The organism is Streptomyces sp. NPDC033131, assembly GCF_055578365.1.
In genome coordinates, this window is sequence record NZ_JBVIPA010000008.1 from 195,999 (window position 1) to 219,951 (window position 23,953).

15 protein-coding genes are annotated in these 23,953 nt (G+C 73.0%); 12 read left to right on the forward strand and 3 right to left on the reverse strand.

From position 1 onward, the window contains the following. Positions 1 to 112: 112 nt before the first annotated feature. Entirely contained in the window at positions 113 to 1,204 is a 1,092-nt protein-coding gene (locus ACZ5XS_RS13785; protein WP_468650871.1) for an alpha/beta hydrolase-fold protein, read from the reverse strand. Positions 1,205 to 1,292: 88 nt separating this feature from the next. On the opposite strand from ACZ5XS_RS13785, the gene ACZ5XS_RS13790 reads away from it, so the two are divergent. From ACZ5XS_RS13790 to ACZ5XS_RS13820, 7 genes are all read left to right on the forward strand, one after another. After that, the gene (locus ACZ5XS_RS13790) at positions 1,293 to 1,505 is read left to right on the forward strand and encodes an MbtH family protein (protein WP_468650873.1); all 213 of its coding nucleotides are present in this window, start codon (positions 1,293 to 1,295) and stop codon (positions 1,503 to 1,505) included. A gap of 8 nt (positions 1,506 to 1,513) precedes the next feature. Further along, positions 1,514 to 3,091, forward strand: a complete 1,578-nt coding sequence (locus ACZ5XS_RS13795; RefSeq protein ID WP_468650928.1) for an amidohydrolase — start codon at positions 1,514 to 1,516, stop codon at positions 3,089 to 3,091. Next, positions 3,088 to 3,318 (forward strand): hypothetical protein, encoded by a 231-nt coding sequence (locus ACZ5XS_RS13800; RefSeq protein ID WP_468650875.1) that lies wholly within the window; start codon positions 3,088 to 3,090, stop codon positions 3,316 to 3,318. The genes ACZ5XS_RS13795 and ACZ5XS_RS13800 overlap by 4 nt, the downstream gene beginning before the upstream one ends. Positions 3,319 to 4,128: 810 nt before the next feature. Then, complete coding sequence (locus ACZ5XS_RS13805; RefSeq protein ID WP_468650877.1) at positions 4,129 to 5,166, forward strand: sugar-binding transcriptional regulator; 1,038 nt, start codon at positions 4,129 to 4,131, stop codon at positions 5,164 to 5,166. Positions 5,167 to 5,174: 8 nt separating this feature from the next. After that, positions 5,175 to 5,834, forward strand: coding sequence for a type VII secretion system-associated protein (locus tag ACZ5XS_RS13810; RefSeq protein WP_468650879.1), 660 nt, complete (start codon positions 5,175 to 5,177; stop codon positions 5,832 to 5,834). Beyond that, complete coding sequence (locus tag ACZ5XS_RS13815; RefSeq protein ID WP_468650881.1) at positions 5,831 to 9,370, forward strand: hypothetical protein; 3,540 nt, start codon at positions 5,831 to 5,833, stop codon at positions 9,368 to 9,370. The genes ACZ5XS_RS13810 and ACZ5XS_RS13815 overlap by 4 nt, the downstream gene beginning before the upstream one ends. A gap of 61 nt (positions 9,371 to 9,431) precedes the next feature. Continuing rightward, positions 9,432 to 10,709 (forward strand): hypothetical protein, encoded by a 1,278-nt coding sequence (locus ACZ5XS_RS13820; RefSeq protein ID WP_468650883.1) that lies wholly within the window; start codon positions 9,432 to 9,434, stop codon positions 10,707 to 10,709. 91 nt (positions 10,710 to 10,800) lie between these two features. Here the strand turns inward: ACZ5XS_RS13820 and ACZ5XS_RS13825 are convergent, their stop codons facing one another. Beyond that, positions 10,801 to 14,124 (reverse strand): right-handed parallel beta-helix repeat-containing protein, encoded by a 3,324-nt coding sequence (locus ACZ5XS_RS13825; RefSeq protein WP_468650885.1) that lies wholly within the window; start codon positions 14,122 to 14,124, stop codon positions 10,801 to 10,803. Positions 14,125 to 14,198: 74 nt separating this feature from the next. Between ACZ5XS_RS13825 and ACZ5XS_RS13830 the strand changes: the two genes are divergently transcribed. Continuing rightward, the gene (locus tag ACZ5XS_RS13830) at positions 14,199 to 15,428 is read left to right on the forward strand and encodes a S8 family serine peptidase (RefSeq protein ID WP_468650887.1); all 1,230 of its coding nucleotides are present in this window, start codon (positions 14,199 to 14,201) and stop codon (positions 15,426 to 15,428) included. A 185-nt stretch (positions 15,429 to 15,613) separates the two neighbouring features. Here the strand turns inward: ACZ5XS_RS13830 and eccCa are convergent, their stop codons facing one another. Beyond that, positions 15,614 to 19,552 carry a type VII secretion protein EccCa gene (gene eccCa, locus ACZ5XS_RS13835; RefSeq protein ID WP_468650889.1) on the reverse strand — a complete coding sequence of 1,313 codons (3,939 nt, stop codon included), beginning with the start codon at positions 19,550 to 19,552 and terminating at the stop codon, positions 15,614 to 15,616. A gap of 341 nt (positions 19,553 to 19,893) precedes the next feature. Between eccCa and eccD the strand changes: the two genes are divergently transcribed. From eccD to ACZ5XS_RS13855, 4 genes are all read left to right on the forward strand, one after another. Continuing rightward, positions 19,894 to 21,291 (forward strand): type VII secretion integral membrane protein EccD, encoded by a 1,398-nt coding sequence (gene eccD / locus ACZ5XS_RS13840; RefSeq protein WP_468650891.1) that lies wholly within the window; start codon positions 19,894 to 19,896, stop codon positions 21,289 to 21,291. A gap of 18 nt (positions 21,292 to 21,309) precedes the next feature. Continuing rightward, positions 21,310 to 22,782 carry a type VII secretion protein EccB gene (gene eccB / locus ACZ5XS_RS13845; protein WP_468650893.1) on the forward strand — a complete coding sequence of 491 codons (1,473 nt, stop codon included), beginning with the start codon at positions 21,310 to 21,312 and terminating at the stop codon, positions 22,780 to 22,782. A 426-nt stretch (positions 22,783 to 23,208) separates the two neighbouring features. Continuing rightward, complete coding sequence (locus tag ACZ5XS_RS13850; RefSeq protein WP_468650894.1) at positions 23,209 to 23,559, forward strand: hypothetical protein; 351 nt, start codon at positions 23,209 to 23,211, stop codon at positions 23,557 to 23,559. A gap of 67 nt (positions 23,560 to 23,626) precedes the next feature. Continuing rightward, the gene (locus ACZ5XS_RS13855; protein ID WP_468650896.1) at positions 23,627 to 23,947 is read left to right on the forward strand and encodes a WXG100 family type VII secretion target; all 321 of its coding nucleotides are present in this window, start codon (positions 23,627 to 23,629) and stop codon (positions 23,945 to 23,947) included. Positions 23,948 to 23,953 lie beyond the last annotated feature (6 nt).

Consider the following 23,953-nt stretch of genomic DNA (forward strand, 5'->3'; position numbering starts at 1 on the left):
CGGCTTCGCTCGAGCGGGGGCCCCATCACGTCGACGCCCTCGCACCAGGCCCCGCTCACCTGCGTCGATGAGGCGCCCCGGATCTCCTGCGACGTGGTCCGCCGGACAGGCCCTAGGCGAGCGCCCAGGCGACATCCCTGAGCAGGGCGTGACGCCAGCCCGCCCGGTCGTGGCCCGACGGTGACCGGGAGACCCGTACGGTCGCCCCGGCCCGTTCCGTCAGGGTCTCGGTCAGTTCGCAGTGGGGCAGCATCCGCGTCTCGTGTTCTCCCACGTCGAACGCGACCCGCAGACCGGACAGGTCCGGGCGCTCCCGCAGGCGCGCGGCGATGGTGCCGCCGACCGGGCCGCCCAAGAGGTCGGCCAGGTCCGGGGCGTCGGGTGTCCACCAGAACGAGCCCGACTGGCAGGCGACGCGGGACACCAGGTCCGGGAACTCCAGTGCCGCGTACAGGGCGCTGAGCCCGCCGAGGCTCTGCCCGGCGACCACCAGCCGGCCCCGGTCCGCGGGTACGCCGGATTCCGCCACCAGCGGCAGCAGTTCGTCCCGGACCGCCTCCCACAGCTCGGGCGCGCACCCGAACTCGGCCGCCCTGTCCGTGGTCGGCAGGAAGACGAGCGTGACCGGCGGCAGCTCGCCGCCGGCGACGGCCGCGTCGAACGCGGTCATGGCCGGGTGCAGGTACAGCCAGTCGTCCCCGTCGAGCAGCAGGACCACCGGTCCGCCGCCGCCCGCCGGGTGGACCCGCACGGTGCGCCGCCCGCCGAGCCGTGCGCTGTTCCAGCGGATCCGGGCGCGCGGGACGGGCAGCACGCCGTCGGCGCCGAGGTCGGGCCAGTGCGGCTGGGCCGGGGTGTCCGGGGTCGCGGCGATGGACCGGTCACCGCCCGCACCGGCCGGGTTGAGCGGGTCGGCGTATGCCGCGTCGCCGGCGAGGAACTGGTAGGTCACGCGCAGCCGCGGGGGCATGCGCACCTCGGCGTACCAGCAGTCCGTGTCGCCCCACCGGCGCAGCGGCACCGGCTCCGACCAGCTCTCGAAGCCGACGCTCGCCGGTTCGTGGCCGCGCCTCAGAAAGAGGGTCACCCAGCCCTCGCCGTCGGGTATCGACGCGGGTGTCCTCGCGGTCGCCCAGAACGCGTCGGTGCCGGGTGCGCCGGGCAGTCCGAACGCGGCGAAGGTGTCTTCCCCCACCAACCTCATGAACGTCTCCTTGTGGAGCGGAAAGCGAGAAGGCTAAGCTCACATTTGATTAGGCGAGCCTAACCTTATTCCCCAGGAGGCACCGGAGATGAGCACCAATCCCTTCGACGACGCCGACGGCCGTTTCCTCGTCCTCGTGAACGACGAGGGCCAGCACTCGCTCTGGCCGTCCTTCGCCGAGGTGCCCGGCGGGTGGACGGTCGTCTTCGACGAGAACACCCGACAGGCGTGTCTGGACTTCATCGAGGCGAACTGGACCGACCTGCGCCCTCGGTCCCTCGCGACGTCCGTGAACGCCTGACCCCGATGGTGCTCTGCACCAGACTGACGAACGCCCGCTTCCTCACCATGGACCCCGGCCATCCCGTCGCCCACGACCTGGGCATCTGGCAGGGCCGGATCGTCGGCCTGGACGAGGCCGTCACCTCCCTGCCCGCACGCGAGGTGATCGACCTGCAGGGCGCCACCGTGCTGCCCGGGTTCATCGACGCCCACGTGCACCTGGCCTGGACCGGGTTCAAGGAGAACACCCCCAGCATCGCGGGGTGCACGCGGATCGACGACGTGCTCGCCGTCGTGGAGGAGGCCGTCCTCCGCAAGGCCACACCCGGAGCCTGGGTGAGCATCGCCGGATACGACCAGCGGGCCCTGGGACGTCATCTGACCGCCGCCGAACTCGACACGGTCAGCCACGGACACAAACTGTTCATGCTGCACGACTCCGGGCACGGCTGCGTCGTCAACTCCGCCGTGCTCGACCTGCTCCCCGCCGACCTCCCGCACGACGGCGGCTTCCTTGCCGAGGGCGCCATGGGCGCCGCCCGCGCACTGCGCCTGCCGTACTCCCAGCGGGAGTTGGCCGCGGCGATCGGGCGCGCCGCCCGGACCTGCCTGGCCGAGGGCGTCACCGCCTGCGCCGAGGCCGGCATCGGCGGCACCCTCCTGGGCCACAGCCCGGTCGAGCTGGGTGCCTATCAACTCGCCCGCGAGGAAGGCCTGTTACCCCTGCGCGTGCAGCTCATGGTGTCCGCCGACCGGCTGCACGCGGTCGCCGCGCATGAGGCCGACGGCATTCCGCGGTCCCTCGACCTCGGCCTGCGCACCGGGTTCGGCGACGACCGGCTCTCCGTGGGCGCGCTGAAGATCTTCACCGACGGCGGCATGATGGCCCGGACCGCCGCGCTCAGCAGCCCCTACCAAGGGCTGGACAGCACGGGCCAGTTGCAGGACGACCCGGACGTGCTCGCCGACACCATCGTGGACGGCCACCTCGCCGGATGGCAGCTCGCCGTCCACGCCATCGGCGACCGCGCCGCCGACATCGCCCTGGACGCTCTGGAACGCGCCCAGCGCCTGCGTCCGCGCCCCGGCGCCCGGCACCGCATCGAGCACGCCGGCCTGATCCGCCCCGACCAGCTCCCGCGCTTCGCGCGGCTCGGCGTCAGCGCGGTCGTCCAGCCCAACTTCCTGCGCTACTTCGGCGACGACTACGCGGCGATCATGGGGGAGGAGCGGGCCCCGTGGCTCTATCGCGGCCGGGCGTTCCTGGACCAGGGCATCACGCTCGTCGGCAGTTCCGACCGCCCCGTCACGGACGGATCCCCGCTGCGAGCCATCCAGTTCATGGTCGAGCGGGCCTCCGAGTCCGGCCAGGTCATCGGCCCCGACGAGGCCCTCACCGTCGACGAGGCCCTGCGCGCCTACACGGTCGCCGGCGCCTTCGCCTGCCACTGGGACGACCGCCTCGGCAGCCTCACCCCGGGCAAGCTCGCCGACCTCGTCGTGCTCGGCGACGACCCCCGGCGCGTCGATCCGTCACGCATCGCAGACATCGAGGTCGTGGCGACATACGTCGACGGCCGCTGGACAGGAAAGGCGGCGCCGTGAGCCGGAAGACGACGGCTGTGGAGAGCTACGCACACCTCTGGGACGACGGCGGGTCCCGGTACCGCTGGGTCATCTGGCACACCGCCGGTCAGACCCTGGTCTTCGACCGCGAGACCAACTGCCCGGCGGACACGGGCGACGAGTCGCTCCTGCCCGAGGTGCTGCGCAGGATGCGCCAGGCCGGCGTACCCGAGACCGACGACTATCCGGGCCGCCCCTGCGGGTGAGCGGGACGCCGGACGCGCGCCGCCACGCACCGGGTCGACCACGCCGGCAGGGCGGCCGACAGCCTGCCGGCGGAGCATCCATCTCCGGTCGATGCGCGCACACAGCGAGGTGAGAGGCCGTATGTTCACCACCCGCCCCACTCGCCTCGGTGCTGTACCGGCTTATGCCGCCGGAACTCCCCAGAGCCTCCCCCCAGCGACGAAAAACTCCCCAGCCGCTCCCCATGCGGAACAGCGGGGAGCGGCTCGGGAAGGCCACTCACGTGGGGTCTCGGAGTTGGCCGGGGACGGAGGTGAAGCAAAGTCCGTGGGCCGTGACAGAGACCGATGCCGGGCGGACCTGTAGTAAGTGAGCGGAGATGCCGGTGGAGGGCAGTGAGGCGGCCGGCGTCGTCGTATGTGGACCTGGTGGTGAAGTCCGCTGGGTTGGCTCCGGCCGCGTTGAACCGTTCCTCTTCTGAAGCGTCGCAAGCGACCGGGTCGTTCGCGTCGGTGGTGGCAGGCGTACGAACGGCGGCGCCGCCTCCCTGACAAGCCCGGCCCGCGAGCGCGACGATCTGCCTGGTCCGGCCGAGGGCCCGAGGCTCAACGCGACCCTCTGCCGCGTTCGGCCGAGGGCCTGCGGCTGACAGTCCAGGACCGCTCCAGAGTCCACGCTCCCTGCCAACCGACACTTCCGTTTCAGCGGTCACTGGGGACCCTGGTGTCACTTCGGCGTCGTTTTCCCGTCATGTTCTGCTCACCTCGCGCGGATCAACTAGCCGGAGAAGTGGCGCGAGTTGACCAACGATGAGAGCGCGGAGGGACGACATGGCGCAATCGGGTGAGGTGGCGGCGTTACCCGCGCCCATCGACACGCTTCTCGCCGCCGCCGTCGCCCGGCGCTTCTACCTGGAGCAGCGGTCCAAGGTGGAGATCGCCAAGGAGTTCGGCATCAGCCGCTTCAAGGTGGCTCGTCTCCTCGACGCGGCCGTGGCCCACGACATCGTGCGGATCGACATCACCGTCCCCGCCGAGGTCGACGTCCCGCTCGGCCGGGCGCTCACCGAGCGGTTCGGGCTCCGGCACGGCATCGTTGTCAACCTCAGCCGAAACGAGGGCCTTGCGGCGTCCCCCGCCGAACAGCGCCAGAGCGGACGCTGGCTCGGCACGGCGGCGGCCCGGCTGCTCTCCGAGATCGTGGAGGAGGGCGACGTTCTCGGGCTGGACGGCAGCGACGCGGCCCACGCGCTGAGCGAGACGGTCACCCGGCTGCCCCTCTGCGACGTGGTCCAGCTGACCGGTGTGCACGGACGGAACCTCGCCCACGACACGGCGATCACCGCGATCCGCCGTACGGCGGCGGCGGGGGGTGGCAGGGCGTACCCGCTCCACACCCCGTTCCTGCTGCCCGACGCGGCGACGGCCGCCGTCCTGCGCAGCCAGCCCGCCACCGCCGAGACGCTGGACCGGTTCGGCCTGGTCACCAAGGCCGTCGTCGGCATCGGCGCCTGGGACGCCCCTCACTCCCCGGTCTACGGCGCCCTGTCCGAGCCGGAGCGGGAGAAGCTCCGGGTGGCGGGGGCGTGCGCCGAGGTGGCCGGCCACGTCCTGGACGCCGTCGGCCGGGTGATCCCCACCGAGCTGAGCGCCCGCACGATAGCGGTCGGTGCCGCCGAACTCCGTGCCATCACGGACCTGATCGGTGTCACGGCCGGTGGACCCGGCACCGGCGCGGTCCGCGCCGTACTGCGGTCTGGACTGCTCACCGGAGTCGTCACGGACGCCGCGACCGCGCGCCGGCTCCTCCGGCACGACGCCCCGGACGGCACCGCACCGACCGCGGTCTCGTCCCGATCCACCGAATGAGGACAGCGATGAGCCAGCAGGACGAGGTGCTTTCGCCCGTTCCGGACGACATACGTGAGGCGGGCCGCCTCGCCCCGGACCACTGGCTGGGGGCGGTCGACCCGACGTGGTCCGGGGCGGGGAGTCCCCCGGAGTGGGCCCTCACCGGCCGGTGGCGGTCCGGCCTCGACGGCGAGATCGTCGCGTGGGAGGACAACCCCGCGTACCGGCCCTCCCCGCAGGCGCTCGGCTGGCCCGAACCGGAAGACGACGTGGACCGCGCCGTGCAGCTCGCGTCCACCGGGTACGGGCCCGGCGAGGCGGTGCCGGCCGCGCTGGTGGGGCGCGAGGTGGCCGTGCTCACGGCGCCGGGCGGCGGCCTGCTCAGCGCGGTGGCGTCCGACGGGACGCCGGTGGTGCCGGTGTTCACCTCGTCGGTGTTCCTGCACACCGCGGGCCGCTTCGCCTTCGAACTGGTCGGCGTGGAGGACCTTCTGACGCGCGTTCCCGAGGGGCACGTGCTGTATCTGAACCCCTCGGCCACGGTGAGCATGCTGCTGGACCCGGACGCCGTACGCGACGCGGTCCGGGACGGTACGGGGGAGCGGCTGCCCGCCGCCGCGCCCGTGGGCTCCACCGCGCGGGTGCTGACCGAGGCCGTTCGGCCGATCCGGGGGACGGACGCGTGAGCCGCTGGTCCTCCGTGCTGCCGGGCCGGGGACGCAGGTCCGGCTCCGGCTCCGGTACCGGTCGCCGCGAGGAGGTCCCTGCCGGCGGCGCGAACGGCACCGGAAACCCGGGCAGCGGTGGCCCGCCGGTCGAGGACGTCGACGGTGTGCTGCTCGTGCGCTCGGTCGAGGACGACTCCTTCCCCCTGGACGTGGTGGCCGAAGTGGCCGGCGCCGTCGGCAGGGAGGAGGGCGTCGTCACGGTGATCGTGGGCTCCGCCGCCGGGGGCGGAACACCCGACGCCGACCACTGGGCACGGCTGGGCGCACTGCTGGACACGCTGCGCGCGCGAGGTACCGAGCGGGTCCGGCTCGTCATGTCCGGCGCCGGTGACGACCGGCCGGAGCAGCCCTGCGTCGCCCGCCGGATCGCGGACGCCTGGGAACTGGAGGTGACGGCTCCGGACGGGGCCGTCCTGATGACGCCCGGGGGCGCGCTCTTCGTCCACGGCGACTCCCGCCCCGGGTGCGGCTGGTGGCGGTTCGCGCCCGGCGCGCAACCCCGGAAGCTGGGCCGGCGGGCCCCGGCGCCCGACTGGGAAGAGGCGCTGGGTGCGGTGCCCGAGCGCACGGCCGGTGGCTGTGTCGTGGACCGTGTCCCCGCGGGCGTGCTGATCCGCCCGGCGGAGGCACCGCGCCCGGCCCTCGACGACCTGTGCTTCTCCGTGCCCGTCGACTTCGAGCGCCTCACGGTACTGGTCGGCGCCCCACAGGCGGAGGACGTCGCCGCCGAAGAGGTCGCCGCCGTCCTCGCCGGGCTGCCGGAGGCGCAGCGCGCCCGCGCCCGGCTCGCGCCCGGCGGCCGACGTGACCTGCTGCGGCTCGGACAGTCGGTCGCCGACCTGCTGGCCACCGAGGTGGAGGTACTCACCGGCCTGCCCTTGCTCGACGACCACGCACCGCCCGGAACGCCTCCCCGGGCCACGCTGGTCGGGCTGGACGGTCGGCCCAGCTGGCGGCCGTTCGTGTCGTCCGTGGTCTGCGGACCTGTCGACTCCCAGGGGCGCGCTCCCGTCCCGAGGCCGACGGAACTCCACCCGCCCGACTGGATTCTCGGCGGCGGCGAACGGGGGACGGTACGGCTGACGGACCGCTGGCAGGCGACGGTGACCCGGGCCGGTCTCGCTCTGTGGGCACCGGACGGCGGCCCTCGCCCCGGGCCGCTCGGACCGGCCGTCGACCCGGAGGTGTGCGCCATCGAACTGGGCATGCCGGGGCAGCCGTTGGACGACTCCCTGCTGCCCGCGCTGTCCCGCCTCCTGCACGGCCTCGGGAGCGGTGTCCGGTCACGCACCAGCCTGCTGGTCCGCGGCAGACTCCTGGCGGGCGACGGCGCCCTGCGCCGCCTGGCCGCCGAACACGGCGTACCGAACATCCGCTACGTCACCACCGGCCAGCGCCCGCACCCCGGCACGGCGCCCGGCCGGCCCGGCGCGACCGCGCAGCCCGGCCGGATCCCACCCTCCGGCGCGATGCCCCACCGGTTCGGTACGGCGGTCGCCCCGCCCACTGCCGGGCCCGGGCTCCCGGCGCCCGCGCCTGCCGTACGCCCCGATGCCTTCCAGGGCAGCGGGTCCGCCGCAGTGACCGGTGTCGTCGGTGGACCTGGGGCCGCCGAGCCGGTCGCGCCCCCGCGATCCCGGGTGGGGGCGAGTGTTCCCGGCCGGCCCGTCGCCCGTGGCGAGGGACCTGTTCCGCCGGTGGCCCTGCCGCGAACTGGGCTTGTTTCCGCGCCGGAAGTCCCCACGGTCGGCGCGGCCACCGAAGGCGATCTGCATGCCGTCGGCCCCACGGGCGCGGGGAGTGCTTCGCCCGGGTCTCCTTCGCGGCTTGCGGAGCCCGGGCAGGCGGAGGCTGGGGTCAGCCTTGGTGGCGCATCCGCCGCGCCTGTTGAACTCCCTTCGAGGGCTGCGGAGCCGGGGGAAGCGGGGTCCGGAGCTGGCCTTGGCCGCGCGCCGGCCGCGTCGTCTGCTGAGTCTCCTTCGGAAGCTGCCGAGTTGAGGGAAGCGGAGGTTGGGTTTGGCCTTGGCGGCGCGTCCGCTGCGCCCGCTGGGTCTCCTTCGGGGGCAGCCGAGCCTGGGGAAGCGGAATCCGAGGTTGGCCTTGGCCGCGTGCCGGCCGTGCCCGTCAGGTCTCCTTCGGGAGCTGCGGAGCCCGGGCAAACGGAGTCCAGAGTCGGCCTTGGCGGCGTGTCGGCCGCGCCCGTTGCCTCTCCTCCCGAGGCTGCCGAGCCCAGGCAGGCGGAATCCGGGATTGGTCCTGGCGGGACACTCGTAGCGCCCGCCAGCCCCCGTCCGAAAACTGCCCACCCTGGAGAAGCGGAACCCCCCGTCGGCCCTGCCCGTGCCGTGGGCGCCTCGCCGGTGCCCCCTCCGGAGGCTGCCGTGCCAGAGAAAGCGGAGCCCGGGGCGGCCATGCCCACCGCGTCCTCGGAGCCCTCTGCGCACGGGCGGCCCGCCGAGGGGTCCGCGCCCGCCGCGTCGCCGGACGGTGGGTCCGGTGCGGGAGCTGTGAGGGCCCGGTCGGCGCTCGTCTCGTCGGACGGGGCCGGCACCAGGGCGGAGGGCGAACGCGGCGCGGGGAACAAGCGGGAAGAAGGTGGTGCCGGCCGGTCGGGGCACGCTGCTGCTGACGCAGACGCTCCAGGACCGGAGCGCAGCCGGGCCGTGCCTGCCGAGCCGGGCGGGAAGCCGCGCGTGCGAGGCGCCGAGGTGCCTGCACCGCCCCGGGCCACCCTCCCGTTCGTGCCCGGGCACATCAGTGGGGCCGCGGAGCGTGCCGCGTTCCGGGATGCCGCGGCCGGCTCCTGGGAAGGGCACGCTGCCGCGGTGTCCCGGGTGCTCACCCGGATGCCCGCGCTGCGGGGACACGAACTGGACGCGGCACGGACCGACCTCATCGCGGCGCACGCCTACCTCACCGCCGGGGAAGGGCCGCTGCGGCACCGGGAGTTGATCCGGGACCTGCGCGCCGGTGAGGGGCGCCTGCTGCCCTACGCCGGCTGTCTGGCGTCCGCCCTGCGCAGGCTGCCCTCCTACAGGGGCGTGGCGCTGCGCGGCGGGGACGTGGACGGCCCCGAGCCGGCGATCGGTGCCCTGCTTCAGGACCCGGCGCCGGTCAGTGCCCTGGCAGGATCATCGGCGCTTCCGGACGGAGCGCCCGTGCGCTATGCGATCTGGTCCGTCACCGGGCGCAAGGTGCGCCAGCTGCTCGACCGGCGGGGAGGCTCCACGGAGACGTACGAGGAGATCGTCTTCGTGCCGGGGACCGGCTTCCGGGTGGTGGGGGTACGGACTGTGCCGGCCGGCACCTCCGTCGTACTGCTGCGTGAGCTCCCCGGGAACGCGACCGCCTATGTGGACGGGTCCGAGGAACTGACCGGGCTGGACCTCAAGGCCGTCGCGTACCTGGAGGAGGCGCTGGCCAAGGGCTTCCGCGCCGGCGACGACCCGCGATGGCCGGACCGCTGCTCCGGGCCCGTGGGCCAGGACGAATAGCAGGCGGGGACCGCCGTACGACCACCCATCACCCCACAGTCCACACAGTTCGAGGAGAACGATGGCAAGCGAGAAGAAGCCGCCCGTCCCCCAAGGGCCCGACGGCACAGGGGGTTCCACCGTCCGCAGGGCGGTCTCCCTCGGGTCGGCCGCGGCCGACCCCGGCGCGATGCTCGCACCGGCCGCACGGCGTACGCCCGCGCCGGAGCCGGACGAGGGCGGCACCGGGGGAGCGGAGACGGCCCGACCGGCACCGAAGACCCCGGACACCACCGAGAGCGAGGCCGCCCCCGAGCCGTCCGCCACCACGGCCGGCGCCGTGGGGGAACCGCCAGCCGCGACGGCCGCCGCGTCCGCCTCGGAGGAGCGGCCCCAGACGGAGGGCGAGAGCGTCGCCGAGCCGGCCGCCGCCGCCCGGGCCACCCCCGAGGCCGAGGCGCGCGGAGTCGGCGCGACCGCCGCGGCCGGAACCGCCGTGGCCGCGACCGCGGCGGCCGGGGCCGGTGCGGACGAACCGCCGTCCGGGAAACCGAAGAAGCCGCTGCTCGCCGCCGCCGGCATCGCCGGCGTCGTGCTCCTCGCGGTGCCCCTGCTGATCTGGGCCACGGACGACTCGCGGCAGCGGAAGGACGACAACTCGGCGGTGGCCGCCGGGTCCGACACACTGCTGGAGGAGGAGCCGCTGGAGGTGCCGAAGGGCGACTACGCCCCAGCGGAGCCGACACCGGAGCCCTCGAGCGAGAAGCCCTCCGCCAAGCCGAACCCCGTCGTCAAGAAGGCTCCCCCGGTGGTGCCGAGTTCGCCGGCGGCGAGCAAGCGGGCCGAGGAGCCGAAGAAGGCGGAGACCAAGGTGAAGGAGTACGACGCTCCCAGGCTTCCGCCGAACACCGCCGCCTACGCCGTTCAGCGGGTCGCCGCCTCGAACCCCGGCCGGCACATCTGCTACCGGGTCCATGTGAAGGGCGCCGGCTGGACGGCCCCCGTGTGCGACGGGGCCACCGCGGGCCAGGAGGGCAAGGGGCGGCCCATCACGGCCATCAACGTCTCGGTGGCGGACGCGACGAAGGTCAACGGCAACGAGTTCGTCCAGAAGGACGGATGGACGACCGCGTGGTCGAGTGCCGCCGACGGGACCGACCTGGTCCTGGGCAGCGCCGCCTCGAACGCGCCCAACCTCAGCGGCTTCACCATCGGTGTGGCCTCGGGCAACGTCTGCCAGAACCACAAGCTCGGTGACCACGGCTGGGGCGGCCTGGCGTGCGAGAAGCCCGAGGGCTGGATCTTCGGCGGGTCGACGGAGCCCCAGTTGTGGCTGGAGGCCGTCAGGTTCACCGTGTGAGGGGCGGGGGAGCGTCCACCGTATGAGTGGCGCGACAACGCGAGCGGACGCCCGCCGGTGCCGAACCGGCGGGCGTTCCCCTTTCACGAGGTCACAGAGCGGCCTCGGGTCGTCGTGCCGGCGGCAGGTCCTCCGGCAGCAGCGTGGTGAGGTCGGCGAGGCTGGGCGAACTGAGCGTGGCCAGTCGGCGGGCCTGGCTCGTCATCATCGTCTCCAGCAACTGGCGGGCCAGCCGCGCGTTGCCGAAGGACCGGTCGCGCGGGAGAGCGTCCACATGGGCGCGCAGTGCCGCGAGGGTGGCGTCGGCGCACTCGTACCCGGAGGTCGCGGCGTGCCGGGACACGATCGTGACCAGTTCGTCCGTGTCGTAGTCCTCGAAGCGCACGAACTTGGAGAACCGGGACGTCAGACCGGGGTTGGAGGCCAGGAAGCGGTCCATCTCCTCGGTGTACCCGGCGACCACGACCACGATGTCGTCGCGGTGGTCCTCCATCAGTTTCAGCAGGGTGTCGACGGCCTCGCGGCCGAAGTCGTTGGAGGAGCCCTCGGGGGTGAGGGTGTAGGCCTCGTCGATGAACAGCACCCCGCCCAGCGCGCTGGTGAAGACGTCCTTGGTGCGCTGTGCGGTGTGGCCGACGTACTGGCCCACCAGGTCCGCCCGCGCCACCTCCACCAGGGAGTCGCGGGGCAGCACCCCCAGCGAGTGCAGGAGCCTGGCGTACAGCCGGGCGACTGTGGTCTTGCCGGTGCCGGGCGGTCCGCTGAAGACCAGGTGGTTGCTGATCCGGGGGGCGGGCAGCCCCGCGGCGATCCGCTGCCGGGCGTTGGTCAGCAGACTGACCAGGTCGGCGACCTCGCGCTTCACGGCGGCGAGCCCCACCATGGCGGTGAGTTCGGCCATCGGGTCGGACGCGTCGCCGGCGTCCTGGGCCGTGCCGCCGACGGCCGCGGCCTCCGCGTCGCCGACGTCCTGCGGCAGCAGCAGCGTCAGGTCGGACTCCGCCGGGTCGGTCATGGCCGCGAGCCGGAACGCCTGCCGGTCCACCATGTCCTCGAACACGGCACGGGCCGCGCGGCCGTTGCCGAAGGTCGCATCGCGCGTCATCCGCTCGAAGCGTACGGCGATGGCCTCCCGGGTCAGCGGCCCGAGCTCGAACTGGTGCCGGTGGCAGAGGCTTTCGGTGATCGTCACCAGTTCGTCCACCGCGTAGTTGCCGAACTCGATGGTGCGGGTGAAGCGGGAGGCGAGACCCGGGTTGGCCGTCAGGAACGACTCCATCTGCTCGGAGTAGCCGGCCGCCACCACGACGATGTCGTCGCGGTGGTCCTCCATCAGTTTCAGCAGGGTGTCGACGGCCTCGCGGCCGAAGTCGTTGGACGAGCCCTCGGGGGTGAGGGTGTAGGCCTCGTCGATGAACAGCACCCCGCCCAGCGCGCTGGTGAACGCCTCGGTGGTCTTGATGGCCGTACCGCCGATGACCTGCGCGACGAGATCGGCGCGGGCGACCTCGACCAGATGCCCGCTCCTGAGCACACCGAGGTCCGCGAGGATGCTGCCGTAGAGGCGGGCGACGGTGGTCTTGCCGGTGCCGGGCGGCCCGGCGAAGATCAGGTGCCGGCTCATCGACGGCACCGGCATGCCGAGGCGGCGCCGGCGTTCCGCGAGCTGGTTGAGGTTGACCAGGGTGCTCACCTGGTGCTTGACGTTCTCCAGGCCGACGAGCGACTCCAGTTCGGACAGCGGGCCCTCGGGCTCCGGCTCGCTGCCGGACCCGCCCGGAGCGCCGTCCTCGCCGACCGTGTCGGCCGACTCGCCCCAGCTGTCCGCCAGGCCGTTGTCGGCGCTGGTCAGCAGCTCGACGGTGAGCCGCCGGCTCGCGCGGCTCTGGCGCAGTCCGGCGCCCCTGTTGTCGCGTACGACGCACCGGGTGACGTCGACGGGTTCGGCGCTGTCGACCCGTACGCCGTCGCCGGTGCTCCCGCTGATCTCGCAGGCGGTGAGGACGGCCCGGCCGCCGCGCGACACCTGCACGCCGTGGGCCCTGGAACCGTGCACCCGGACGCGTTCCAGCGTGATCTCGGCGCCGTCCCGCACGCCGACTCCTGCGTCGGCGCTGTCGCCGATCTCGCAGTCGCGCAGGGTGCCCCGGCCGCGTTCGCCGACGAGGAGGCCCGAGTGGGCGGCGGAGTTCAGGACGGTGTCGGTGATCTGGGGGTCGGAGTCGTCGTCGATGCTCACCGCGCAGCCGCCGGCGGACGCGACCTCGCAGTGCTCCAGCCGGCCGCGGCCGTCGTCGGTGAACTCGATTCCGTGGCCGCCCGCGCCGGTGATCCGGGCGCGGCGCAGCAGGGGATTGGCGGCGGAGCGCACCGAGACGCCGACGCCGGCCGCGTCCAGGACCTCCAGGCCCTCGAACTCGGCCGTGGAGTCGTCCGCGAGCTGCACCGCCCCCGCGGCGTCGGCGCAGTCGCTGACCACGGTGTCCCGCAGCAGTGGGGCGCTGCCCTCGACGACCCGCACTGCGGCCTCGGTGGAGCCGTGGAACGAGCAGTCCTGAAGGGTTCCGCGGGAGCGGTCCAGGACGAGCAGCCCGCTCTTCTTGGTGCGTCGGGTGACGCACCCGCGCAGCATCGGGTCGGCCCCGCCGGAGATCACGATGCCGCTCTGCGCGATGGACTCGAACGACGTCTCCTCGATCTCCGGGCGGGACATGCTGGTCACGAGCAGGCCGACCGAGGTGTGGTGCACGTGGCAGCGCAGGACCCGGGTGGAGCTGTGGCCCTCCAGGGCGATGGCCGGCTTGTCGGTGCCGGAGATGTCGCAGCCCTCCACGGTGCCCCGGGCCTCGCCGCTGGCCAGGACGCCGTTGGCGCGCGCGCCCCGGATCCGGCAGTCGCGGACGAGGGGCCCGGCGGTCTCGCCGATGACCACCGCGGAGGTGCCGAAGTTCTCGAACACGCAGTCCTCGACGACGCTCGCGCTCTCCGAGGAGTCGACGAGACCGGCACCGCCCGGGTTGCCGATCCGGCAGCCGCGGGCGGCCAGTGAGCCCTTGCCGCGGATCAGCAGCGCCGTCCATCCGGCGCCGGTCACGGTGCATCCGTCGAGCGCGGCCTGACCGGCCGGCACGTCCACGACGGCGGCCTCCTTGTCGCGGCCGCGCAGGGTCAGGGCGCTGAGCATCACGGCGTCGGCCATGAGGGTGACGGCGGTGCCGTCCCGCGGGCAGATCTCGACGGCGCCCGGCTCGCCCTCGCCGACGATCGTCACCCGGTGCCGGATGACGAGGTTCTCGGCGTAGCGGCCGGGACGGACCCGGATGACCGCTCCGGTCCGGGACTGGGCCAGTGCCTCACCGATCGTCCGCAAGCCGTCCGACCGTTCCGGGCCGACCGTGAGTATTTGCCGTGCCACGCCTCGAACCTCCTTGTGCTGCTGCGGTAGTTGGCGTTGTGCGCCGCACATCTTGTGTGCATATCATGCGAGTTATGTGGAATGCCAAGAAAGCCCGGAGTGCGGCTCTCGTGCTGGCGATCGCCGTGGTCCTGCCGGTCACGGGCGGGTCGGCTCTCGCCGCGCCGGGCGCCCCGGCCGCGCCCTCGGAAAGTCCCGGTGCCGGCGATCCGGGGGCCACGCTGCTGCCTCCGCTGCCCGTCCGGCTCGGCGAGGGCAACCCCTGCACCGGGGCTTCGGAGCAGACGGCCACCGGAGCGGCGTGGTCGCAGGCGGCGCTCGGGCTGTCCCGGGCCCAGCGGATCTCCCGGGGCGCCGGGGTGACCGTCGCGGTGGTCGACACCGGTGTCGCCTCGGGCGTTCCCAGCCTGTCGGGGAGGGTGGAGGCCGTCGGCGGGGCGGGCGCGGACTGCGTGGGCCACGGCACGTTCGCCGCCGGCCTGATCGCGGCCGCGCCGGAGAAGGGCAGCGGCATCACCGGGATCGCCCCGCAGGGGCGGATCCTTGCCCTGTCCGGCACCGACGAGCGCGGCGTCCCCTCCGCGCAGAGCGTGGCCGCCGGCATCCGCACGGCGGCGGACCGCGGCGCACAGGTCATCTACGTCGGCCAGGCCCTGCGCACCGGCAAGGCCGACCTCACCGCGGCCGTCGCCCACGCCACCGGACGCGACGCGCTGGTGGTCGCCCCCGCCGCACCGGACGCCGTGCCCCGTGAGGAGCAGGGGCCGGGCGGTGAGATGCCCGAGGGTCCCTACTGGCCGGCCGCCGCGCCCGGCGCGCTCGCCGTCGTGGACTTCGGCCCCGGCGGCGTACGGCAGAAGAACGCGCCGCCCGCCCACGAGCCCGACCTGTCCGCCCCCGGCAGCGCGATGGTCAGCGTCGGCCCCCAGGGCTCCGGCCACTACATCGGGTCCGGCGCCTCGCTGGCCGCGGCGGGCGTCGCCGGCACCGCCGCGCTCGTACGTGCCTATCACCCCGACCTCACGGCGGCGGAGGTCGCCCGCCGGCTGCTGGACACCGCCTACCCCTCGGACATCCCCCGCCTCGACCCGTACGCCGCCCTGTCCCTGCTCCAGGACCGCACGACGGCGCCCGCGCGGACCCCGGCCCCGGCGCAGATGCCGCCTTCCGCCGACGCCACCCCTCACCACCGTTCCCTGACGATCGCGGCGGTGGGCCTGGCGGCCGTCCTCCTGCTCGCGGCCCTGGCCGCGGTCGTCCCCCGGGGCCGCACCAGGAACTGGCGCCCGCCGACGGCCCCGTAGCGACGCACCCCCGGGGGCGGCATCGGTTCTCCCGCTCGGGCGGAACAGGGAGCGGGGGAGGCTGCGCGGTGGGAGGTCTCCTGCTCCAGTGAAGCCGAGGGCGGGGGAGGCACTCCGCGAACGCCGGGCCGCACAGCACTCCCCGCCGACCGGTAGCCCGGAGATCCGGTCCGGACCGGGCCCCGTCACGAGGCGTCCCCCACGAGGCCCGTCTGCACCTGCACGGTCTTGCGGCGGGCGATGCGAACGGCCCGCCCCGGAATCAGCTCCCGCCCCTTCACACTCCCGAACAGGTAGCCCTCACTGGGCGGACACGACATCAGCAGCCCGGGCGTGTTGACCTCCTGCAACCGGCGCAGCAACGCCTCGTTGAGCCCGCGCCCGGCACCCGCCGAGGACCGGGCCACCACCAGGTGCAGACCCACCTCGTGCCCCAGCGCCAGATGGTCCAGCAGCGGGGCGAAGGGCTGCGTCATCGGTCCGCCGCCCACCATGTCGTAGTCGTCGACCAGGATGAACAGCCGCGGTCCCTGCCACCAGTCGCACAGCCGCATCCGTGAGGGAGCGATGTCCTCGCCCGGCACCCGCTGCTTGACCGCCCGCGCCGCCCCGTCCACCAGGTCCCGCAGCATGTCCAGGGACACGGCGTGCCCGAGCCGGTAGGCCTCGGGAACGCTCTCCACCAGCTCCCGCCGGTAGTCGACCGTCATGATCCGCGCCTCGGCCGGCGTGTACCGCTCGGTGACGCCCCGCGCGACCAGCTTCAGCAGGTTCGTCTTGCCGCTCTCCGTGTCGCCCACCACGATCAGGTGCGGGCTCTCCGTGAAGTCGTGCCAGACCGGGGCGAGTTCGTTCTCGTCGAGGCCGATGGCGATCCGCAGACCGTTCTCGCCCTCCGGCTCCGGCAGTTCCTGGACCGGCAGCTTCGCCGGCAGCATCCGCACCCGCGGCGCGGTGGGCCCCGTCCAGCTCTCGGCGATCGCGGCGACCAGCCCCGCGACCCCGTCCGCGAGGTCGTCGGCGTCCTCGACCCCGTCGACCCGCGGCAGCGCGGAGAGATAGTGCAGCTTGTCCGAGGTCAGCCCCCGACCCGCGCTGCGCGGGACCGTCGCCGCCTTGCGGGAGTCGATCTGCGAGTCCATCGGATCACCCATCCTCAGCTCCAGCCGGGTGCCGGTCTGGTCGCGCACCGAGGACGACAGCTCCACCCAGCGGGCCGTGGTGATCAACAGGTGGACGCCGTAGTTGAGTCCGCGGGCGGCCAGCGCGTTGAAGGTGGGGATGTGCCGGTCGAAGTCCTGGCGCACGGTGGCCCAGCCGTCGATCGCGAGGAACACGTCCCCGTGCGGCTCGTCGGGGAACTCGCCCGCCGCGCGCCGCTTGCGGTACGTGGGCATGGAGTCGATGCCGTGTTCCAGGAAGAACCGCTCCCGCCTGCCGAGCAGTGCGGTGACCTCCGCGATCGTACGGCCCACCCGCTCGGTGTCCACCCGCGCCGCGACCCCGCTCATGTGGGGCAGCTCGTCGAGTGCGGCCAGCGTGCCGCCGCCGAAGTCCAGGCAGTAGAACTGCACTTCGCGCGGTGTGTGGGTGAGGGCCAGGGCGGTGATGAGGGTCCGCAGCAGGGTGCTCTTGCCGCTCTGCGGGCCCCCGGCGATGGCCACATGTCCGCCGGCCGCCGACAGGTCCACGGTCAGTAGATCGCGCAACTGGTCGAAGGGACGGTCCACGACGCCCACCGGCACCGTGAGCCGGCCCCGCAGCGGCCAGTCCGCCGTGGTCAGGCCATAGCGCGGATCAGGTGTCAGCGGGGGCAGGATCTGGTCCAGGGTGGCCGGCCGGCCCAGCGGCGGCAGCCACACCTGGTGAGCGGGCGGGCCCGAGTCGCGCAGCCGGTCGAGCGCCACCGACAGCAGGGTCTCCCCGTCGCCGTCCCCCTCACTCTCCGGCTCCGGCTCGTCGGGGTCACCCGCGAGGGCCGGGTCCGCTGGTGCGCGCGGGACCACCCACTCCGCCGTCCACGGCACCACCTGACGCGCCACCTGCGCCTGCACCACCGCCCGGCGCCGCTGATAGGGCCCCGACACGTACGCGGCCCGGAACCGGGTGAGCGCGTCGACGCCGCTCTTGAGGAAGCCGGCACCCGGCTGCGCGGGCAGTTCATAGGCGTCCGGCACGCCCAGCACACCACGGCTCTCCATCGCGGAGAACGTCCGCAGACCGATCCGGTACGACAGATGGCTCTCCAGCTGGTGCATGCGACCCTCGTCCAGCCGCTGCGAGGCCAGCAGCAGATGGACCCCGAGACTGCGCCCGAGCCGGCCGATCATCACGAACAGCTCCATGAAGTCGCGGTGCGAGGCCAGCAGTTCACTGAACTCGTCGACCACCACGAACAGGCTCGGCAGCGGCTGCAACGGTGCCCCGGACTGCCGCGCCTTCTCGTACTCCAGCGCGGAGGTGTAGTTCCCGGCCGCCCGCAACAGCTCCTGACGCCGGATCAGCTCCCCGTGCAGGGCGTCCTGCATCCGGGCGACCAGCGCCACCTCGTCGGCGAGGTTGGTGATGACCGCCGAGGTGTGCGGCAGTTCGTCCAGGCCGAGGAAGGTGGCACCGCCCTTGAAGTCGACGAGGACGAAGTTCAGCGTCTCCGAGGAGTTGGTCAGGGCCAGCGCCAGGACCAGGGTGCGCAGCAGCTCGCTCTTGCCGGAGCCGGTCGCGCCGATGAGCATCCCGTGCGGTCCGGTGCCGCCCTGCGCGGACTCCTTGATGTCCAGCTCCACGGGCCTGCCCTCACCGCTCACCGCGATCGGCACCCGCAGCCGGGCATTGCCGGTCGACCGCGCCCACAGCGTGGCCGGGTCGTGCCGGTGCAGGTCGGGAATGTTCAGCAGTGAGGTCAGCTCGACATCGTTGGCGAGCGGCTTGGAGTCGTCGCCGCCCACACTCATCCGGTACGGCGCCAGCAGCCGGGCGAGCGCCAGCGCCCCGACCGTGCCCAGCCGGTCGGGCCTGCCGAGCACCGTCGACTGCTCCTTGCGGTCGCGGTCGGTGCGCACCAGCGCGACACCGTCGTCGTCCACCTCCAGGCGCAGCGTGGTCCGCCCCGGCTTCCACGCGAGCGCACCGGTGACGTCGAGTACCACGGCGTTGCGGAAGCCGTGCCCGTCGAAGCGGTGCCCCGCCGGCACCGTGCAGCCGTCGATCACGACGACCGTGTACGGCTCCTCACGCCCCGGCACCGCGTCCGGGTCGGCGCCCGGCCGCTCCAGGAACTCCGCGCCGAGCAGGTTCTCCAGCTCGGCGAAGGCCGAGGCGATCATGCGGGCCGGTCCGGCGCCGTCCTCCTCGTGCCGGTGCAGACTGTGCGGCAGCCACTTCGTCCACTCCCACTGCGCACGCCGCTCGTCCGAGACACACAGCGCGATCCACAGGTCGTCGGGGGAGTGGAACACCGCCAACTGCGCGAGCAGCGCCCGCACCTGGGCCCGTATCCGCTCCTCGTCCCCGCGGAACAGCACCTTCGACCAGGCCCGCAGATAGATCGCGATGGGCTGGTCACGGACGGTGGAGTAGGCCCGGGTGAAGCTGCGCAGCGCGTGCGCCGACAGCGGCTCCAGGTCCTCGACGGGCTTGGTCGACAGCGGCGTCAGCTTCATCGCCAGGCGCTGGTCGCCCACGCCCATCCGCACCTCGGCGAAGTCCTCGTCCGCGGCCCGGCGTTCCCACAGGCGGGTGCTGCGCACCAGCGACGACAGCGCGTCCGGCTCGGGATGACGCCAGGCCAGGGCGCGCTGCTGCTCCACGACGGACGCCCGCACCATGCGCCGGGTCTGCCGCAGATACCGCAGGTAGTCGCGGCGCTCCCCCTTCATCCGCTGCTTGCGCTCGCCGTTGCGGCGCATGACCTGGCCGAGCATCATCCCCGCCGAGGCGACGACCATCACACCGAGTGCGAGGTAGATGAATCCGCCACTGCTCTGGCTCATCCCCGGCCGCATGAACATCAGCATCATGGAGACCGACATCAGCGCCATCGGCAGATACGTCCACACCGCGGAACTGTCCGGCACGACTTCGGGAAGCGTGGGCGGCTCCTGAAGACTCAGTTCCCCCGACGGCATTTCCGGTCCTTTACGACGGGCCGGCCGGCGGAACAGGATCACGCTCAACGAACGTCCTCCTCGATGATGTCGGAAAGAATTCCCGGGGAACCCGGCGGGAACGGCGCGGGTCTTCCGGCGAAGAGATCAGAGTCCCGCGCAACGGCGGCGGGAGAATTGCCCCGAGGTTCCCTGACGCTGAACTCCCGGAGCGGTGTTGCGAAAAGGCCCGGCGTACGGTCAAACTCGTCGGCGCATGCCCCGTCCGACTTTTTCGCCGCGTTCGGCGACCGACCGGTGTGCCTGCCACCTTCCAGCCACCGCGCTTTTGTGGCCCGCCAGAAAGTGTGAACCCCGAATCCATGACTGAGATGCAGACGGCAAGCCTGTGCCGCGTCACCGTACGGGCTCCGGCCAGGACCGTCGACCTGGCCGTGCCCTCCGACGTCCCCGTCGCCGATCTGCTGCCCACAGTGATCGGCTACGGAGGGGACGACCTGGAGGAATCCGGCCTGGAACACGGAGGTTGGGTGATCCAACGACTCGGCGGTCCACCGCTCGATCCCGAGAGTACCTTGGACTCCCTCGGTCTGCGGGACGGAGAGGAGCTTTACCTGCGACCGCGCACCGAGGCGCTGCCCGAGGTGCACATCGACGACCTGGTCGACGGCATCGCCGACGGCATGGGCCGCAGGCCGCACGGCTGGAGCGCCGAGGCCGGCCGGCGCCTGCTGCGCGGACTGGCCGCGGCCACCCTGACGTTGGGCATCGTGCTGCTGGCCATGCCGGGAACGGCGGGGTGGATACGGGCCGTCGCCGCCGCGGCCGCGGGACTGCTGCTGATCGCCGGCGCCGGCTCCGCCTCCCGCGCCGTCGGCGACGCCGGAGCCGGCTCGGTGCTCGGCTTGATGGCGGCCCCCTACTTGGCCCTGGCGGGCTGGCTGCTCCCCGGCGGCGACCTGGGCGGCGCCGACGGTGAGGCCGTCCTCGGCGCCCGGCTACTGGCGGCGTCCGCGGCCGGCGGTGCGGGCGCGGTGCTCGCCCTGGCCGCGGTCGGCGTGTACCCCGCGCTGTTCATCGGCGCGGCCTGCGTCGCGGCGGCGGGCGCGCTCGGTGCCGCCCTGATCACGATGGACCTGGCACCGGAACAGGCGGCCGGCGTGGTGGCCGTCGTGGTGGTGCTCTTCGGCGGGTTCGTCCCCACCCTGTCGTTCCGGCTGGCCGGCATGCGGATGCCGCCCCTGCCGACCAACGTCCAGCAACTGCAGCAGGGCATCGACCCGTACTCCTCCTCGGACATCGACGCGCGCTCCGCCCTGGCGGACGGCTGGATGACCGCCCTCTACGGCGCCATCGGCCTGGTCTGTCTGCCCTGTCAGGTGGCGCTCATGGCCGTGCCGGACCTCGCCGAGGTCCTCACCGTCGTGGCGCTCTCGCTCCTGCTGCTCCTGCACAGCCGGGGGCTGGGCAACGTATGGCAGCGGCTGGCGCTGACCACCGCCGGGGCCTGGGGCGTGGTCCTGCTGCTGTTCGTCTCCGCGCGCTCCCTGGCCCCGGTCGACCGGCTGACCCTCACGGCCGGCCTGATGGGGCTGGCCGCCGCGATCACCATCGCCTCATGGACCGTGCCCGGACGGCGACTCGTCCCGTACTGGGGGCGCGCGGCCGAACTGCTGCACTCACTCGCCGCCATCAGCATCCTGCCGCTGACGCTCTGGTCGATGGGTGTCTACGGCCGGCTCCGCGGCATCAACGGCTGACCCGGGAGAACGTCGACCATGCACAGCAAACGCGACCAGGTACAGGCGCACCTCTTCGTCATGGGGCGGCTGGCCTCGGCCATGCTGCGCGCCGAACCGGATGCCCCGGAGAGCCCGCTGGGCCGCACCAACCGCGGCGCCGCGATCGGCGTGATCATCGCCGTGCTGGTGTGCGCCGGCGCCTTCGTCTTCGGGCTCATCAGGCCCGGCGGCAACGACTCATGGCGCTCCGGGGAGAGCCTGATCGTCGACAAGCAGACCGGCGCACGGTACCTCTACCTGGACGGACGGCTGCGCCCGGTGCGCAACTACGCCTCGGCCCGCCTGGTCACCGGCGGCGAGGTCGGCGTCACGACCGTGCGCACGTCCTCGCTGGCCGGCACCCCGCACGGCACGCCCATCGGCATCCCCGACGGACCCGAGGCACTGCCCGCCACCGGCGACCTGGACCGCGCCCCGTGGCTGGTGTGCTCCGGGATCCTCCCGCGGACGACGGGCGTCGTCACGGCGACCACCACGCTCGCCGTCGGCACCGACGCCCCGCAGGACGTCCCGGGCGGCAGGCACCTCGGCCGGAACGAAGGCATGCTGGTCACCGGCCCGGACGACGCCACCTACCTGCTGTGGCAGGGCGGCCGGCTGCGCCTGGACGAGCGCGCGAAGGCGGCCGAGGCCCTCGGATACGGCGACGTCGTCCCGCGACCCGTCTCCGCGGCCTTCCTCGACGCCTTCCCGCTGGGACCCGACCTCGCGCCCACCGACGTACCCGGCAGGGGCGGGAAGGGTCCCGAACTGGCCGGCCGGAGCACCAGGATCGGTCAGCTGTTCAAAGTCGACGTACCCGGCTCCTCCGCCCGCTACCACCTGCTGACGCAGGAGGGTCTCGTCCCTCTCACCGACACCGGCGCCACCCTTCTGCTGGGCGACCCGCGCACACGCGAGAAGGCGTACGGCGGGGACGCCGCGACCGTGGCGACGCTCGGTGCGGACATCCTGGCCGGGCATCTCGCTCCCGACGCGCGCGGCTCGGGCTCGGCGCAGCTGCCCGCACGGCCCCCGAAGCCGGTCACCGTCGGCACCGGCTCCGTGGCCTGCGCCGAGGTCGACTCCGCCGACTCCGGTGTCCGGGTGGGCACCTCGGTGCTGCCCGAGGGCGCCCTGCCCGCGGCCGTGCAGGCCCCGGCCCCCGAGGCCGAACCGGGCTGCCTGAAGGTCGACTCCATCGCGGTGCGGGCCGGGAAGGGTGCGCTGGTCAGGGCGTTGAGCGCGAGCGGCAGCGCACTGGGCGACACCACCTACCTGGTGACGGACGAGGGCGTGAAGTACCGGCTGTTGTCCCAGGAGGCGGTGAAGGCGTTGGGCTACGAGGGCACCGAGGCGCGGACGATGCCGTCCCCGATGCTGGCCATGCTGCCCAGCGGCCCGGACCTGACCCCCGAGGCGGCGTCCGAGGGCGCGGCACGGGTGACACTGCGGTGCCCTGGGCGGTAGCGGCCGGGAGGGAAACGAGAGGCCGGGGCCGGGCCGGGGCAGTCCGAGGCTGGGGCGGTTCGGGGCCGGTGTCCGGGGCCGCCGGTGGTCGTCCGGGAGGGAAATTCTTGGCGTCCACGAAGTCACCTCACGTTAAGCCGGGCAGCCGGTGGCCTGCGGTGGACGGTGTCGGCTGCCCGATCTGTCCACCGCATTCCCCGACGCCGCTCACTTGAGCGGCAGGAATTCCGGGTCAATGCTCAATTGAGCCGCAAATAGCGGGCGTTGAGGTTCCGCGGGCAATTGCCAAACAAGTTGAGGCCTGCATAGCATCTGGCCATCCCATGGCCCCGCGAGTCGGTCCGCTCGCCGGGGGGCGCTCTGTCTGCCCACAGGGTGATATGGGAGCCGCAGCCCGGTGAGTTCCGCCCCAAGGGAGTTTCCTCAATGGCCATGCAGCAGTCCGAAGAAAACGCGACCCGTAACGGAATCATGGCGCTGGAACAGGCATTCACCGGTGTTCAGCGCTGTCAGCAGGACGTCCAGTCCACTTCGCACAATCTCGCCTCGAACTACGGTGGTGTCGACGGCGGCAAGTACAAGAAGTTGCTGGAGCAGTGGGACGAGCACGTCGACACCATCCTGATCAACCTGGACCGGATGGTGGACGAGCTGAACGGCACCCTCAAGGAGCACGGGCTCGTGCAGGGGTCCACCAGTGACGCCATCGACGCGGAGTACTCGCGCTCCACGCAGGTGTTCGACGAGCTCAACGGCACCAACACGTCGTCGAACTGACCCGACGCGCCCAGCGCACCGCACCCCTTCAACTCCCCTGAGTTCTCCCGGTGAATCGAGGAATCCGATGGACTTCTCCGACGGCTACATCTACGTCGACTACAACCACGCCGAAGGCGCCTCGGAAGACATGGTCGGCCAGTCCCAGGCGATCATGAGCATTCTGGCCAATCTGGAGATGGAACTGGCCGAACTCCGGAACAGCTGGATCGGTGACGACCGGGACGTCTACAGCGATGTCCAGGCGAAGTGGGACAACGCTGTCGAGAACATCAAGAACCTGCTCGCCAACCACTCCGGTCTGCTCACCGACATCTCCTCGAACTACCGCTACACGGAGCAGAACCTGTCGCAGCGGTGGGGCGACATCAGGATCGGCGGCCGCTGACGCCGG